This is a genomic window from Shinella sp. (assembly GCF_035998705.1).
Lineage (GTDB): Bacteria > Pseudomonadota > Alphaproteobacteria > Rhizobiales > Rhizobiaceae > Shinella.
Map to the genome: position 1 here is coordinate 248,375 of NZ_DASYHH010000012.1, position 16,230 is coordinate 264,604.

Consider the following 16,230-nt stretch of genomic DNA (forward strand, 5'->3'; position numbering starts at 1 on the left):
TCCAAACAGCCAAAGGATTGCCATGCCCGCCCATACGACTTCGCATCCATGGATGGCCAACAGCGTCGAGGCCATCAAGGCCGACATGCTCGCCAGGATTGGGGCGGCATCGATTGCCGAGCTGTTCCAGCAGATCCCTGAAGACCACCAGACGCATCACGCTCTGAATCTGCCGCCTGCTATCCACTCGGAAGCAGCCCTGAAACGTCATTTGCGCGACATTGCGGCGAAGAACAAGGATTGCGAAGCGAACCTCAGTTTTCTTGGCGGCGGCATCTGGCAGCACCATGTGCCAGCGATTTGCGACGAACTCGTGCGTCGTCAGGAATGGCTGACCTCCGTATTCGGCTCTCCTGAATCCGACCACGGCCGCAATCAGGCATGGTTTGAATTTTGCAGCCAGCTCGGCGAGCTGCTGGACATGGATCTGGTCGGCATGCCCGTCTACAGCTGGGGCTGCGCGGCCGGTCACGCGATCCGCATGACGGCGCGACTGACCGGCCGTTCGAAACTCGTCATCGCGGGACCGGTTTCGCCGGAGCGCCTCTCGGTCATTCGCACCTACTGCGCCTCGGCGGTCGATAGCCGCGTCATTGATGTCGTCTTTTGCGGCGTCGATGAAACTACCGGGCTGACGGATGTTGCGGCCTTGCACCAGCTTGTCGATGACAAGACCTGTGCCGTTTATCTGGAGAACCCAAACTATCACGGGCTTTTCGAAGTCGCGGCCGCGGAGATCGGCGCGATCGCACGCAAGGCCGGTGCGGAGACAATCGTCGGCGTCGACCCCCTGACGCTCGGCGTCATCGCGCCGCCTGCTTCCTACGGCGCGGATATCGCCGTCGGCTCGATCCAGCCGCTTGGCGTCCACATGCATGGCGGCGGCGGCGTCGGGGGCTTCATCGCCTCGCGCCATGAAGAGCGCTATGCGCGCGAATATCCGACGTTTCTCGTCAGCATCGCGCCGACCGCAGTCGAGGGCGAACACGGCTTCGGCCTCAGCCTCTTCCACCAGACGTCTTACGGCATGCGCGACGAGGGCAAGGACTGGACGGGCAACTCTACCTATCTCTGGACCATCGCCGGCGCCGCCTATATGGCGCTGCTCGGGCCCCAGGGTTTTGTCGAGCTCGGCCGCACCATTCTTGCCAATGCCCATTCGGCTGCACGAAAGATCGGGGCGATCGACGGCGTAACGATCGTCCGGGCGGGTGGCTTCTTCAAGGAGTTCCTGGTCGATTTCAATGCCACGGGCCGGACGGTTGCCGACATCAACAAAGCATTGCTCGCACATGGCATTTTTGGCGGCATCGACCTGTCGAAAGATGAGCCCGGGTCGGGCCAGACGGCGCTTTATTGCGTCACGGAAGTCCACACCGAAGCCGATATCGACCGACTGGTTTCCGCACTGACAAAGGTTCTTTCCCGATGACACCGCTGCCCCGCTACCACGCCGCCCGCTGGGACGAGCCCATCGTGACCGAACTCGGCCAGCCCGGCCGTCGCGGCGCGTTCTTCGATGGTGACCCAAGCGCCGATGCGCTGATCCCCGCCGCGCTGGCCCGCAGGAGCGAGCCTGTCCTCCCCGCGCTTTCTGAACCCGAGGTCTTTCGTCATTACCTGCATCTGGCGCAAATGACGCTCGGCATGCAGGGCGTCAGTCTCTTCGGCACCTGCACGATGAAATACAATGCGCCGGTCAGCGAGGCGATCGCCTGGCGGCCCGAGATGGCCGAGACGCATCCGCTACAGGACGCATCGACGCTACAGGGAACGCTTGAATTCCTCCACCGTTTCGACCTGATGCTGCGTGAACTCTCCGGCATGGATCAATTCATCTTCCAGCCGGGCGGCGGCGCCGATGCCGCCTATACCAACTGCGCCGTCACGCGTGCCTGGCTTGCCGCGCGCGGCGAGCTCGGAACGCGCGACGAAATCATCACCTCGATCCAGGCCCATCCCTGCAACCCGGCCACTGCCGCGACTGCGGGCTTCAAGGTCATCACGCTGACGCTGGAAGAAAACGGCTACCCCTCGATAGAGCAGCTGAAGACTGCGGTATCGCACCGCACCGCGGCGCTGATGATTGGCAACCCAGACGACATGGGCATCTACAATCCCGACATCAAGGAATGGGTGCGGATCGTGCATGAGGCCGGCGGGCTCTGCTTTTACGACCATGCCAACTTCAACGGCGTGATGGGCAAGTTGCGGGCGCGCGAACTCGGCTTCGACGCCTGCATGTATATGCTGCACAAGACCTTCGGCGCGCCGAAAGGCGGCAACGGACCATCCGTCGGCGCCTATGGATGTTCGGCCGAACTCGCACCATTCCTGCCGGCGCCGCTCGTTGTCCGCGACGGCGACGAATACAACCTAGACTACGATCGGCCGCAGAGTTGCGGAAAGATTCGCGAATATTTCGGCAATGCGCAGCAGGTGATGAAGGCCTATGCCTGGGTGTCAGCCATGGGCGCGGATGGCATTCACGAGGCCTCGGACCTCTCGGTCCTAGCCAACAACTATATGGATGCCCGACTGGCGGAAATTCCGAGCCTTGCGCGTTCACATGCCGATATCGCCACCCATCGCATGGAGATGACCCGTTGGTCGATGGAGCCGCTCAAGCGGCAGACCGGCGTTTCAGTCTTCGACGTGCAGCGCCGCATGACGGATTTCGGCATCGATGCTTTCTGGCTCAGCCACGAGCCATGGGTGGTGCCGGAGCCGTTTACGCCGGAAGCGGGCGAAATGTGGTCCAAGGAAGAAATCGACCGCTGGATCGACGTGCTCGCCACTGTGGTCGATGAAGCCTATAACGACCCCGAAAAAGTGAGGTCGGCGCCTCATAACCAGGCGATCCATCAGCTCAACGGCTCGGCTCTCAACGATCCCGACCGTTTCGCGACGACGATGCGAAGGCTGAAGGCGGCAGCTGCCGCAGGTCTTGATGGGATATGAACCGTCGCGTGCCCGGCGGCTGGATGGATATCTGAATTAACTTGGATTGGGTGGGTGCCGTCCGACTTTTCTCATTTGACGCAAATGATACACACGTCAAACGCCTGCAAATCACGGAACTACGATAGCGGTTACTGGCGCAGATCGCTGACGCCGAGTTCGGCCCACATCCACTCGAAACTGTATGTTGCCACGGGGTCTGCTTGGTCAGGCTGCCGCAAAGACTGGTTTTCGAGATATTTGAGCCATTCGGCGATCTTCTGCCGGCCAGCGGCTGATTTTGCGGCCTGACGCGGCGTCTTGTTGCCGAGCATGCCGACCGGCTGCTCAAGAGTTTCACGATATTGTCGGTCCATGAACTGGTGAACGGCCTGCTCGGCAATTTCGGGCGGGATTTCAGACGCGGGGTCTTCCTTTTCGCGGGCCGGTCGCTCGGCCATCATCAACATGGAGGCCGCCGCCTGAAGCTCCTCATCCTTGATGGCCGGCAGTTTCTTCGCATTCTTTTTGCCGAACATCTGTAGCAGGCCATCGAACAACGCATCGGTGGCCTGCGGCGTGAACGGCAGAAGGCCTCCGGCAAAGATGTTTGTGCCCATGACGGGCACAATCCGGGCGGCGATCCTGTCCCACTGCTTGAGGGTTCTTGTGGCTGTTCCCTCACGAACCGCGATCGGGCCGCCACCGCGAACAAGGTCGCGCGCGACGAGCGACTTGCCCGGCACGATCTCACTGACTTCGTAAAGGCTCATGACGGAAGTGCGCAGCGCCTTCATATAGTTTTTTGCCGCGGCATTTTCCTTCCAGCCGCGACGTTTGAGATATTCGTCGACGATGTTGCCGCCCTCGACCTCGAAGTCCTGGGTCAGGAAATCCTCGAAGGCGCAGCCCAGAGCGTCATAGCCCAGTCGTCGCCGAGGATTTCGGCGATGTCCTCAAATTCCATGTCGCCTGCATCAAGGACCGGTTCGAAATGGTCGTAGAACACCTCATCGAAGCATTCGCGCCATTCTTCCCGGGCAAGGAACTTTGTCAGACCTTTGAGGTCATGGCTGGTCGGCATGGAAGGTCTTCATATTCTGGCGATGTTCAGCGACGATGCGCGAAACCGTCGGTCCGCTGATATCGTAAAGTCTCGCCATTTCGGCACCGTTTTTTGCGGCCCGACAAGACGCTTTTACCGCCAATCTGGCTCCACGACGGTAGGATCTCGATATGACTTCTCTTTCAAACCTGTCAGCTCTGTTGCAGGCCGGTGATCATGGCGATGATCTCATTCTTGTCGGTCTTCTTCGTCTCGCGCACGCCGATCTGCTTGCCGCGGCGCAGCACGCAGATTCGGTCGGAAAGCTTGAAGACCTGATCGAGGCTGTGGCTGATGATCAGGACGCCGATGTTGCGCGTCTTCAGCGAGGCGACGATTTCTTCCACCTTGGCGGTTTCCGCAACGCCGAGGGCGGCGGTCGGTTCGTCGAGCAGGATCAGCTTGCTGGCCCAATGCGTCGCGCGGGCGATGGCGACGCCCTGGCGCTGGCCGCCGGAGAGATCGCGGATCGTCGCATGCGCAGACGGGATACGCACGTCGAGTTCCTTCACCAGCTTTTCCGTCTCGGCGATCATCCGGCGGCGATCGAGAAGGCCGAAGGCCTTCGTCGGCTCACGGCCGAGGAACATGTTCATGTAGACCGTCTGCTGGTCGGCGAGCGCCAGGTCCTGGTAGACAACCTCGATGCCATGCGCCCGCGCCATCGTCGCGCTCGACATGGCGACGGGTTCACCCTCGATGGCAATCGAACCGGAGGTCGGCGGGTGCACGCCGGAGATGATCTTGATCAGCGTCGACTTGCCGGCACCGTTGTCGCCGACCAAGGCGACGATCTCGCCGGGATAGACCTCCAGCGAAAAGTTCTCGATGGCGACGACGCCGCCAAAAGTCTTGCGGATGTCCTTCAGCGCCAGGACGGGCTGACCGGTTGCGACGGCGGCAGCATTCGCGTTCATGCCCTATCCTCCTAGATCGGCCAGGCGGCGGTTTCGCCGGATGTGTTCTCGATGGTCTCGACCTTCGGCGTGCCGGACGAGATACCGGAAACGCCGACGACATAGGCGCGCGTGACGAAAGCCTGTCCGCGGAAGCCGAAGACGGCGGTATCGCCCGGCGCTGGTGCGCCCGGGCCGCTTGCATCGATCATCGCATAGTAGTCGATGGCCGAGGGCGGCGGGATTTCGACGCTGCGCAAGGCGCTTGCGGCAACGGTCGGCTCACCGGAGACGATGGCCTTGACATCGTAATCCGGGAAGATCGGATCGATGTAGAAGCCGCCGCCGAAGCAGTAGGCCTTACCGCCCGACAGGTGGGAGACCTCGGTGAGGTAGAGCAAGGCGGGCAGCTCCGGCAGGTCCTCCACCACATGAAGGGCCGTGGTGCCATGGAGGCCGTTGCCCGGTTCGCATTGCGTTGCGCCCGCTTCCGCAAGCGCGGCAAGCAGCACGCTGGAGGTCGTGCCGGGGGCGTTGACCTCGATATCCCGACGCCCCGTCTTCGCCAGGGCTTCGGCGGTTTTCGTCAGCGTTGCGAGGTTGGGCGTCGGCAGGACCTTGCGCGCCTGGTGATCGAAGAGCAGCGCCGGGAAGGTCGTGATTCCGGCAAAACGACCGCCATCGAGGCCGTCCAGCATATCGGCGACGGCGACCACATCGTTGGCGTCGAAGCCCCCCTCGTGGCCGCGATAGAAGGTGTCGCCTTCCGCATGGATGCGGGCGAGCAGGTTCTGCGTGCGCCCGGCCGCCCTGGCGCCGGCAGCGGCCTCGCGTGCCTTGGTTTCGTTGAACACCGTCCAGTAATCCGGCTGGAGCACGCTTGCTGCACCGTTCGCCTCGTGGCGGGCGACCTGCTGGAGGTGGCCGAGATGGCCGACCTTGAGGCCCGCTCGGTGGGTGGCCTTGGCGCAAGCCATGTCGACGGCCACGGACCGGTCGATGCCGGCGCGCAGGATCGCCCGGCAGGCCGAGCTGGACCGGCCGAACTGCTTGGTCATGGCGAAGGCCTTCAGGCCGAGCCGCGTCGCCTCGTCCTTGAGGATGCGCGCATTGCGCTCGATCGCATCGAGGTCGATCACATAGGCATTGGCCGGGATGCTGCCCTCGCGGTGCAGTTTCTGGGCCGCCTCGATGAAGCCGGGATTGCGCCGGCGCAGAACGTCGAGAAACATTCGATCCTCCTCAGCGGGATTTTTCGCGCAGCGATACGGCGACCGCGGCAAGGATGATGAGACCGCGAACGATCATCTGGTCGGAAACGGAAAGGCCCATGAGGATGAGGCCGTTGTTGAGCATGCCCATCATCAGCGACCCGACGAGAGCTCCCACGATCGAGCCCTTGCCGCCATTGAGCAGCGTGCCGCCGACGATGACGGCGGCGATGACCGTCATCAGGTCGGTTTCGCCGAGCGTATACTTCGCCGCCTGCAGGCGGCCGGCATAGAGCAGGCCGGCAAGCCCGGCGAGCCCGCCGGAAATCACCAGCACGGCAAGCCGCATCTTCGGCACAGAGATACCCGAAACGCTCGCCGCCCGCGCATTGTCGCCAATCGCCAGAACGTGGGCGCCGAAGCGGGTTTCGCGGTAGAGGATGTGACCGATAGCAACCGCGATCACCGTCCACCAGATGAGCGAGGGAATGCCGAGCAGCGTGCCGGAGCCGAAGAAGCCGGTGAAGACCTCATTGGTGACAGGAATGCTGCGAAGGTCCGTCATCGAGCGCGAGACGCCGGCAAACAGGCCCAGCGTGGCGAGGGTGACGAGAAAGGACGGCAGCCGTACATAGGCAACGAGCAAGCCGTTGACGAGGCCGATCAGCAGGCCGCAGCCGAGCCCCGCAACAACGCCGGGGACAAGGCCATAGCCCTGCATGGTCACCGCAGCGGCAAGCGCCGCCACGGCCACGGTCGAGCCGATGGAAAGGTCGATCTCGCCCGCCGACATGACGAAGACGAGGCCGATGGCCATGATCGTTGCGGGCGCCGTCTGCAGCACGATGTTCGAAAGATTGCGGACCGTGAGGAATCCGCTGTCCTTCAGCACGATGGCGAAGAACAGGAAGATCGCCAGGAAGCCAAAATAAACGACATATTGTTGCAGGTTGACGCGGCCGGCCAGCCCCGCCGCACGGACCGCGGCACCCTGGTTGGTACTGGACATGTTTTACCTCCGTGAATGAGAGCCGACCGGACGTCGCTTATTTCAGGGCATCGGCGATGGACTGCGGGACGTCCTTGTTGAGCGACGTCTTCCAGCCTTCCTTCACCGTGTCCTTCGTTACAGCGAGGGAATTCACGACGAGGAAGGGCGCGGCCTCCTTGCCGAGCATCGCACCGGCCGCCGAACGAGCCGTCGTGACGCCGATCGTGTAAGCCTCGTCGGCAACCAGGGCCGCGACGCTGCCGCCTTTGACCATGTCGAGCGCGGCCGGCTCGTTGAGATCGAGCGTGACGATCTTCGTGTGGCTGTTGCCCGCCGAGCGCAGCGCGGAAAGCACGCTGAGCGCTGGCTCGGCCCAGGTGACATAGATGCCGTCGAGATCGGGATGCTGCGTGACCATTGCCTGAGCGATTTCTTCGCTGCGCGCGGGATCGGCCATGCCTTGTTCCGCGACGACAGCCATCTCGGGATAATCCTGCTCGATGGTCTTCCTGAAAGCCTGGTCGCGCTGGTTGGTTACATAGAAATCGGCGTCGTGGAAGATATAGCCGACCTTGCCCTTCTTGCCCAAAGCATCGGCCATCGCGACGGCGGCCTTGTTTCCCATCTGGAACAGGTCGTCGGAAACGATCGTCACATAGTCCTTGCCGTGCACGTAGCCGGCCGGGGAATTGTCGACGAAGGCGAGCTTGACGCCGGCCGCACGCGCGGGGTCATAGACGGCCGCGGCACTGGCCGGATCGACCGGCAGGGAGACGATGATCGACGGGTTTTTCGCCAGAACGGTCTCGACATCGGCCTTCTGACGCGCACCGTCGAAGCCGGCGTCGGTCTGCGCGACCACCTCGATGCCGAGGCGCTTGAATTCGTCCTGGGCGCCGGCATTCACCGCATTGGTATATTCGCTCATCTCGTGCCAGACCAGGGCGGCGGTGAACTTGCCGTCCTTGATTTTCTGCTCTTCCTCGGCGGTCAGCGTAACGGTGCTTGCAGCCGTCGGCGTTTCACCGTGCGGCCCTGTCGTTGCGCCGTCGGCCGCGAAGGCATGTGCGCCAAAAAGGCCAGTCATCAAAGCGAGTGTCGTTGCAATACGCATGGTTTTCTCCCGTAAAACTGCAATGCTCAGATGGTGGGACCGCGACGGCCTGGGCCGCCGCGGTCAGGCGGTCACTTCGCTGCGTCGAGCACCGATTGCGGCGCGTCGCGGTTCAGCGAGTCTTTCCAGCCTTGGGAGACATTGTCCTTGGTGACGGTTAGTGCCGGCGCGACGACGAAGGCCGGCGTTTCCTGGCCGAGCAGCGACTTCATACCGGCAGCGGCCATGGCGCGGCCGAGCTCGTAGGCCTTGTCGGCGACGAGCGCCGTCACATTGCCGCCCTTGACCATGTCGAGCGCGACCGGCTCGGCGAGGTCGAGCGTGACGATCTTCGTCTTGGTGTTGCCCGCGCCGCGCAGGGCCGCCAGCACGCCGTCCGCCGGCTCGGCCCAGGTGACGTAGATGCCGTCGAGATCAGGGTTTTTCAGCAGCATCGCATTGGCAAGTTCCTCGGCGCGCGCCGGGTCGGAAATGCCCTGTTCCGCGACGATCTTGATGTCCGGATAGTCCTTCTCGATGGTCGACTTGAAGGCTTGGTCGCGCTGGTTGGTCACGTAGTAGGTGGCATCGTGAAAGATATAACCGACCGTACCCTTGCCGCCGATGGACTTGGCGAGCGCATCGGCCGCCTGCTTGCCCATCTGGTAGAGATCGTCGGTCACGATCGCGGCATAGTCCGCGCCGTGCTTGTAGTCCTTCGGTACGTTCGACAGGAAGACCAGCTTGGCGCCGTCGGCCACGGCTTGGCGAAAGGCTTCGGCCGAGGTCACGGGATCGAGCGGCAGGGCCAGGATGACGTTCGGCTTGGCGGCAAGCGCCGTCTCGATGTCGCTGCGCTGGCGCGCGGCGTCGAACTGCGCGTCCGTCGTCACGGCAATGTCGATGCCGGCGCGCTTGAATTCATCCGTCGCGCCCTGGCCGACTGCGTTGGTGAAGTCCGAGGACGTGTGCCAGAGCAGCGCGGCCTTGTAGCCCTTGTCCTTCAGCGCCGCGATATCGGCATCGCTGAGCGTGACTTCAGCGCTCGGCGTTGCCGCTTCGCCGGCCGGGCCGACGGTCTGGGCGATGGCGGTTCCGGCACTCATGATAAGACCGGCAGTCAGGGCTGCGGTCAGCCATTTTGTCATCTGCATAGTCTGCTCCCATCTTTTGGTTCGTGGTTGATGCGTCAGTCAACTATTCCGCAAAAAAGCGCCATGAAGGCTGCAAAGCCGATGACGCCCGCGAGAAATTCTTCGATCTCGACGTGCTCGTTGTAAGTGTGGCAATTGCGGATATCGCCGGGTGCGCAATAAACGACCGGAATACCGAGCCGGTTCACGAAGAACGGCGACTCGGACCAGAAGGGTGCACCCTCGATGGTACCGCGTCCGGCAAGCGCACCACCGATCGCCTGCGACAGCATCGCGACCTCCGGGCTGCCCGCGTCGATCTCCGCCGCCGTGCCGCCGAGCGCATGATCGCGGCCGGCCGGATAGGAGAATTCCACCGTAATCTCCGGATCGTCGATGGCGCCGCGCACGGCGGCCTCGATCTCCGCCGCCGCCTGGTCGAGGGACTCGCCCGGCAGGAGTTTGCGGATCAGGGACAGTTCGCATTTTTCCGGCACGGCGATGTACCCGCCGCCGGAAAGCCCGGTGATCAGCAGGAAGGACCGGCCGACAAGCGCGTGCTCGGCGCGGGCGGAAATCTCGTCCGAATGCTTCCAGAGCGCGCTCATCGCGGCGTGGCTGGCGCGCAGGGCATCCTTGCCGAGTTCCGGCACGCCGAAATAGGCCGAGCGTCCGGTAATGGTGATGTCCGCGATGAAGAAGCCGATCTGCGCCGGATAGACCGCAAGCTGTGTCGGCTCCACATAGACAACGAAATCCGGCCGCTCGACCTCACCCGTCTCCATGCGCGCGACATAGTCCTTGATGCCGGCCGAGACGCCCGTTCCCGGCTGACCGCTCTCCTCGTCACCTACGAAGGCGAAGGAGACGTCGCCGGCAAGCTTGATGCCGGCCGCATCGAGCAGCGCCATGGCGGCAAGGGAAGACGTGATGCCGGCCTTAAGGTCTCCTGCCCCGCGACCCCAGACCGCACCATCGAAGATGGCCGCACCGAAGGGATCCTCGCGCTCGGTGCCCGCCCAGTTCTCCTGCCAGCCATCGACGTGGACCACATCCGTATGACCGATGAAGAGGAGGCGTTTGCCACCACCGGCGCCCTTGCGCTCGCCCCAGACATTCGGGCGCCCCGGAAGGAAATCTGCCGTCGTCAGGCCGGAGAGGCCCAGCTTGTACATCGTATCCGCCAGATAGGCGACGACATTGGCCTCGTTGCCGGTGATGCTGTCGCGCTGGATCGCCCCTCGGAACAAATCGATCGCCGCGTCGCGGTCGAGGGCGGCCCGCAGGCGAGCGAAAAGATCGGCCTCCATCGTCATTCCGCGGCCTCCCGGGACGAATCCGTGCCGGCGGGCGGGAGGGACAGGCCGACATTCGGCGTCGCCACGCCAAAGAGCGTGTTGTGGAGTTGGCTGAGGCCGACCGCCGTGGCCCCGACGAGCGCAGCGCGCGCGCCAAGGTCGCCGGAGACGACGTCGACCGGATAGGGGAAGCACTGCGGCAGGAAGTGGCGTGCGCGCTCGAGGATCTCAGGCCGCAGACCGATGGAGCCGCCGAGGATGACGAGTTGCGGGTTGGCGATGGCGCAGATGGCTGCGATGCCGCAGGCAACCTGACGGGCCGTTTGGTCGATGGCCGTGGAAGCCGCGGCATCCCCTGCCGCGGCGCGTTCGAAGATCGCGGGAACCGTGATCTTCTCGCCTGTGGCAACTTCATAGCGCGCGATAATGCCGTGCGTGGCGACGGCGCGTTCATAAGCCCCCACCCGCATGGATTCCGCCTCGAAGGGATCGGCCCCAATCGGCAGGAAACCCATTTCGCCCGCCGCATTGGCCGCACCCCGCACAAGATTTCCGCCAAGGATGAGACCGCTGCCTATACCCGTTCCGAGGGCTATATAGGCAAGATTGTCGATGCCCTGCCCCTGCCCCTGCCAGCTTTCGCCGAGGGCAGCGAGATTGACATCGTTCTCCAGCACCACATCGAAGCCGAGCGCCTGCTTGAAGGCCTCCAGAACATCCATGCTGTGGAAATCGCGAATGTTGGGCGCCAGTAGCACCCGGCCGGTCCGGTTGTCCGGCGCACCGGGAACACCCACAACTGCAAGCCGCAGCTTTTCGCGTGGCACCTTGAGACCGGCGGCGGCCGACAACGCCATGCCGGCGATCTGATCGACGAGATGCTTGCCGCCGCGCGGATCAGTGGGCACCGCATCCTCGACGAGGATCTGCCCGGCAAGATCGGTAACGGCCACGCGAACCTTTGTACCGCCGAGATCGACCGCGACGATGAAGGCCGCATCGACCACAAGCTCGTAGGTAACGGCAGTGCGGCCGACATGCCCGCTGGTGCGGCCGATCTCGCGCACCCAGCCATCATCCTCCAGGTCCCGCACGATCTCGGAAATCGTCTGCTTCGACAGACCCGTCAGCTTCGCAATGGAAGCCCGCGAAATCGGCCCGCCCTGGACGATCGCCTCCATAACGGAGCGCTGGGAGAACTGTCGGGAAATCCGTGGAGCCTCAATCATCGCCATCACTTGATATTTAATTCGTTCTATAACCGAATTAAATATCAAGTGATGGCGACGGTCAAGCCCCTTTGCGTGGTTCCTGGGTTCAGATCAGAGAGGGCTGGAGTGCCGGAAGCTATAAATAATGTCTTCTGCTTTTTCGGCATTTGCGAAGGCTGATACGTCCTCAAACATGCGGTCAGCGCTCTCCTCGTCCAGTAGACCGCATTCGACGGCTGCCCGTGAGATCGAGATGCCGCTGCTACTGGCATGTTTGGCAACACGCGATGCCGCGGGATATCCGAAGATCTCCGCGAGCGCCGTAGAGAGCGCAAGGGAGGAAGACGCATTCCGGCGTCCCACCCCGGCATTGACCGTGATCCCAATCACGCAGCCCAGGACGAAGCGCGGAATTGCGCGGCGCATCAATCGTATGGACTCGCTCAGGCTCTCCAGAATGATGGATTCCCAGACATTGAGGTCGAGTTCGCCTTCCGCCGCGCGGGTGATTGTGGCGTCGTTGCCAATCACGCGGAACGCGACCTGCATGATCATCTCCGGCATGACCGGATTGACCTTGCCCGGCATGATGGATGAACCGGGCTGGACCGGCGGCAGGGCAATTTCGTGGAGCCCGGCGCGAGGTCCGGAGGACATCAGCCGCAAATCGGACGCGAACTTGGACAGGGTCACTGCGGTTGCCTTTAGCCCCGCCGAGACGCTGATCCAGAAATCCGCGTTTTGCAGGGCATCGAAGGGGTTGCCTTCGGCATGATAGGCCTTGCCCGTCAACGACCTGAGTTCTTCGAAGACGTAGTTTCGATAGTTCGCTGTGGCACCGACACCTGTCCCGACAGCCGTCGCGCCAAGGGGAAGGCTCAAGCAGGGCTCTTCCAGGCGCTTCAGTTCGCTCGCCTGTCGTTCGAAGGCTCCGCGATACCCTGAAAACTGCTGGTCGAAGGTGATCGGAAGTGCATCCTGCAGGCAGGTACGGGCGAGCTTCACAACGCCTGCGAACTCCGATTCCTTGCGCGAGACGGCCTCAATCAGGTCGTTGAGGACGTCCCCAAGAGCTTTTAGCTCACCGCCAACGGCAATTTTCATGGCCGACGGGATGACGTCGTTGGTCGACTGGCTCATATTGACATGGGTGTTGGGATGCACTGGATCCGGCCCCAAGCACCCTGTCAGGATCTCGCTCGCCCTGTTGGCGAGCACCTCATTCACATTCATGTTGGCCGCGGTACCGCCTCCCCCGTGATAGATGTCGACCGGGAAATACTCCCGCGCCGCTTCTGCCAGGAAGACAACCGCAGCGGCGTGAATAGCATCAGCAATGCCGGGATGCAGCTTTCCGTCCCGCCGGTTTGCCCGTGCCGCTGCCTGCTTGATGATGAGGATGGCCGGCACGAAGCCCTCGATGTCGGCAATGGTGCGGCCGGAAATCGAAAAATTCTCGACCGCCCGCACCGTCTGGATTCCATAGACGATGTGGTTCGCGATAGGCCGCGTGCCGAGAGCGTCTTCTTCCAGGCGAACGGATGGGGTAGCTGTTTCAGGGGCGGCTGGCTCTCTGGACGTCATGGAACATCTAGGCCTGAATTGGCATCTGCGCCCGGATTTCCTCGAAGATCCGGATCCAGCTCCTCGCACCCTGGCGAAGCCGCTCGCTGTCGTAGCGCTCATCGGGAGCGTGGATGGCATCGCTCGGCAGAATGAAACCGATGACCACGCATTCTGTCTGGAGGGCCTCGCTGAATTGTTCGACCAGGGGGATGGCGCCACCCGTCCCGCGTAGAACGACGGGCGTTTCCCATTCCTTCTCAAGCCCTCGAGCCGCCGCCTTAAGGTAGGGGCTGTCCTGCGACAGCACGACCGCGGAACTACCGCCCTGGCCCTCGAATTCGACACGGCAACCGTCCGGCACCATCCGTTCGACATGGCTGCGGAAACGCTGGCGGATCGTTTCCGGCGATTGTCCGGCCACCAGCCGGAAGGATAGCCGCGCGGTTGCCACCCCCGGCAGGACAGAACGTTCGCCCGGCCCCTGATTGCCGCCGGTGATGCCGTTTATATCGACGGTCGGTCGACCCCACATCGCTTCGATCGGCGAGTAGCCTTCCTCTGCGATGCCGCCCGCAAGATCGACATCGGCAAACAGTTCGGGTTGCCGGGAAAGTTCCCGCCACTGCCGGCGAACGGCATCGGGGATATCGCGCACCCCATCGTAGAAGCCATCGATTGCAACCCGTCCCTTGTCGTCATGCAGGCTTGCCAGAATGGTGCCCAGGATCCGGATCGGATTGGCGGCAACCGCGCCATAATGCCCCGAATGCAGGTCTGGATTTGGAGAGGAGATCGTAACCCGTTCGTGGACGAGACCCTTGAGCTGGGTCGTAATGGCCGGCTGCGTCGCCGACCACATCTCGGCATCGCAAATGAAGGCGACATCGCAGGCTAGCTCTTCCCGGTATGCCGCAATGAAAGCCGGCAAGCTTGGCGATCCGCACTCCTCCTCGCCTTCAAGCAGGACGATGACGTCTGCGGGAAAATCGCCATACACGGTTTTCCACGCCCGCAACGCTTCGATGAACGTCCAGAGCTGGCTCTTGCTGTCGGAGGTGCCGCGTCCATAGAACCTGTGAAGGCCGTCCTCCTCGATGACGGTCGGCTCAAAGGGCCGATGCTTCCACTGACCGGCATCACCCACGGGCTGAACGTCGTAGTGGCCGTAGAAGAGTAGGCGAGGCTTGTCTTCGGTCGAAGCTGTCGTGGAGCACGCGAGAACGACCGGGTGACCCTTTGTCTCGATGACATTTGCCGCCAGCCCAATGGATGACAACTCATGTCTCAGCCATTCGGCCGCACGTGCGATCGCTTCTTCGCCGGTCGGCTCGCTGGAGATCGACGGGATTGAGACCAGCTCGAGCAGTTTGCCCAGAGTGATATCGAACTTGTCGTCGATATCCCGCAGCACGTCTTCTGTCTTTGGCACGTCTCGTCCTTCCTGAATTCCTGAGCTGTCGCTTGCGATATCAGCCGCGACGGGCCGTCTTAAGCGAGGCCTCGCTTGCAGCCCCGTTGACCTTGACGTCGAGGGAGGCGAGCAAGCGCTCCACATCCTCCCAGAGCTCCCCTTCATCCTCCAGTCCGATGCTGAGGCGCAGGATGACGTCCGGCCCGCTCCAGGCGGTGGCACTGCGAAAGCCCGCAATGGACATTGGCGCCGCAAGGCTGCGTGTGCCACCCCAGGAGGCGCCAATGGCGAAGACCTTCAACATATCGAGAGACGCGGCGACGTGGGTCGACGCCTCTTCACTGAAAACGATGCTGAAAACACCGCTGGAGCCGAGAAAATCCCGCTTCCACAAGGCATGACCGGGGAAGGATTCGAGGGCAGGATGCAGGACCTGCGTCACGAGAGGATGGTCTTCGATCCTGCGGGCGAAATTCAGCGCAACCCGCTCCGAATGGCGCAGGCGCACGCCGAGCGTCTCGAAGCCACGCAACACAAGCGAGGTGTCGTCCGGCGAAACACCGATCCCCATTCGGCCGATCAATGCGCGGACCGGCTTGATCAGGGCGGCATCCCGCACCGTAATGGAACCCATCAGCACATCGGAATGGCCCGATACGAACTTGGTCAGCGCCTCGGTGACGATATCGGCGCCATGTTCGAGCGGTTTGAAATTGAGGGGTGTCGCCCAGGTGTTATCGACCCCGACAAGAGCGCCATGCTCATGGGCGATCGCGGCGATCCGCGGCAAGTCGAGGATTTCCATCGTGGTCGATCCGGGGCTTTCACACCAGACGATCCGGGTCGATTTGCGAATCCTGGCGGCGACATCTTCCGGCGACCGGGGATCGAAGAATTCGACGTCGATGCCAAGACGATGCAAATCGGTCTCAGCCAGATCGCGCATCGGCGGATAGGCAGTATCGGCAATCAGAATGTGATCGCCGGCTGAAAGGAATGGAAGAACTGCAAGTGCGTTGGCCGCCTGCCCCGACGGCGTCAGAAAGGACCAGACGCCGCCTTCGAGGCTCGTCAGCTTGGCTTCGAGCGTGCGCGTGGTCGGCGTGCCATAGAGGCCGTAGGAATAGCCTTCATGACCGCGTTCGCCGCGTGAGGCATAGGCCGCCGCATCCTTGAAGACGATCGTCGAGGCACGATGAACGCCAACGCCGAGCGGCGCGAAACCGTCGGTTGGCACTTCGGGCGTGAGGACGCATTGGGTGAGATCGCTCATGGAAAAGCCTTTCGAAGGAAACGCGGAACGCTCGCGGAAACCAATTCCGAAACGGTCGATTTTGCGTTACTGCTACTCGTTGAAGTTATTGATGATTTGGTA

At 62.6% G+C, this 16,230-nt stretch carries 12 protein-coding genes and 1 pseudogene; 2 read left to right on the forward strand and 11 right to left on the reverse strand.

Annotated features, from left to right (window positions below; genetic code table 11):
• Positions 1 to 22: 22 nt before the first annotated feature.
• Together gcvPA and gcvPB are read left to right on the forward strand one after the other, a co-directional pair.
• Positions 23 to 1,432, forward strand: coding sequence for an aminomethyl-transferring glycine dehydrogenase subunit GcvPA (gene gcvPA / locus VGN93_RS10960; protein ID WP_327507539.1), 1,410 nt, complete (start codon positions 23 to 25; stop codon positions 1,430 to 1,432).
• Positions 1,429 to 2,961 (forward strand): aminomethyl-transferring glycine dehydrogenase subunit GcvPB, encoded by a 1,533-nt coding sequence (gcvPB, locus tag VGN93_RS10965; protein ID WP_327507540.1) that lies wholly within the window; start codon positions 1,429 to 1,431, stop codon positions 2,959 to 2,961. The genes gcvPA and gcvPB overlap by 4 nt, the downstream gene beginning before the upstream one ends.
• Before the next feature lie 131 nt (positions 2,962 to 3,092).
• Here the strand turns inward: gcvPB and VGN93_RS10970 are convergent.
• The 11 genes and pseudogenes from VGN93_RS10970 to VGN93_RS11020 form a co-directional block, all read right to left on the reverse strand.
• Positions 3,093 to 4,024: pseudogene (locus tag VGN93_RS10970) on the reverse strand (hypothetical protein).
• A gap of 173 nt (positions 4,025 to 4,197) precedes the next feature.
• Entirely contained in the window at positions 4,198 to 4,962 is a 765-nt protein-coding gene (locus VGN93_RS10975) for an ATP-binding cassette domain-containing protein (protein ID WP_319316931.1), read from the reverse strand.
• A gap of 11 nt (positions 4,963 to 4,973) precedes the next feature.
• On the reverse strand, positions 4,974 to 6,173 hold the full coding sequence (locus VGN93_RS10980; RefSeq protein WP_327507541.1) for an alanine racemase: 1,200 nt from the start codon (positions 6,171 to 6,173) through the stop codon (positions 4,974 to 4,976).
• 10 nt (positions 6,174 to 6,183) lie between these two features.
• Complete coding sequence (locus tag VGN93_RS10985) at positions 6,184 to 7,161, reverse strand: ABC transporter permease (RefSeq protein WP_327507542.1); 978 nt, start codon at positions 7,159 to 7,161, stop codon at positions 6,184 to 6,186.
• Between the two features lie 37 nt (positions 7,162 to 7,198).
• The gene (locus VGN93_RS10990) at positions 7,199 to 8,257 is read right to left on the reverse strand and encodes a substrate-binding domain-containing protein (RefSeq protein ID WP_327507543.1); all 1,059 of its coding nucleotides are present in this window, start codon (positions 8,255 to 8,257) and stop codon (positions 7,199 to 7,201) included.
• Positions 8,258 to 8,328: 71 nt separating this feature from the next.
• Complete coding sequence (locus tag VGN93_RS10995; protein ID WP_414714081.1) at positions 8,329 to 9,384, reverse strand: substrate-binding domain-containing protein; 1,056 nt, start codon at positions 9,382 to 9,384, stop codon at positions 8,329 to 8,331.
• A 41-nt stretch (positions 9,385 to 9,425) separates the two neighbouring features.
• Positions 9,426 to 10,685: a M20 family metallopeptidase gene (locus VGN93_RS11000; RefSeq protein WP_327507545.1), complete on the reverse strand. Its 1,260-nt coding sequence runs from the start codon at positions 10,683 to 10,685 to the stop codon at positions 9,426 to 9,428.
• Positions 10,682 to 11,896 carry an ROK family transcriptional regulator gene (locus VGN93_RS11005; RefSeq protein WP_327507546.1) on the reverse strand — a complete coding sequence of 405 codons (1,215 nt, stop codon included), beginning with the start codon at positions 11,894 to 11,896 and terminating at the stop codon, positions 10,682 to 10,684. Before VGN93_RS11005 ends, VGN93_RS11000 begins: the two co-directional genes overlap by 4 nt.
• Before the next feature lie 93 nt (positions 11,897 to 11,989).
• On the reverse strand, positions 11,990 to 13,462 hold the full coding sequence (locus VGN93_RS11010; protein WP_327507547.1) for an aspartate ammonia-lyase: 1,473 nt from the start codon (positions 13,460 to 13,462) through the stop codon (positions 11,990 to 11,992).
• Between the two features lie 7 nt (positions 13,463 to 13,469).
• Positions 13,470 to 14,873, reverse strand: a complete 1,404-nt coding sequence (locus VGN93_RS11015; protein WP_327507549.1) for a M20/M25/M40 family metallo-hydrolase — start codon at positions 14,871 to 14,873, stop codon at positions 13,470 to 13,472.
• Positions 14,874 to 14,913: 40 nt separating this feature from the next.
• The gene (locus VGN93_RS11020; protein ID WP_327507550.1) at positions 14,914 to 16,128 is read right to left on the reverse strand and encodes a trans-sulfuration enzyme family protein; all 1,215 of its coding nucleotides are present in this window, start codon (positions 16,126 to 16,128) and stop codon (positions 14,914 to 14,916) included.
• Positions 16,129 to 16,230 lie beyond the last annotated feature (102 nt).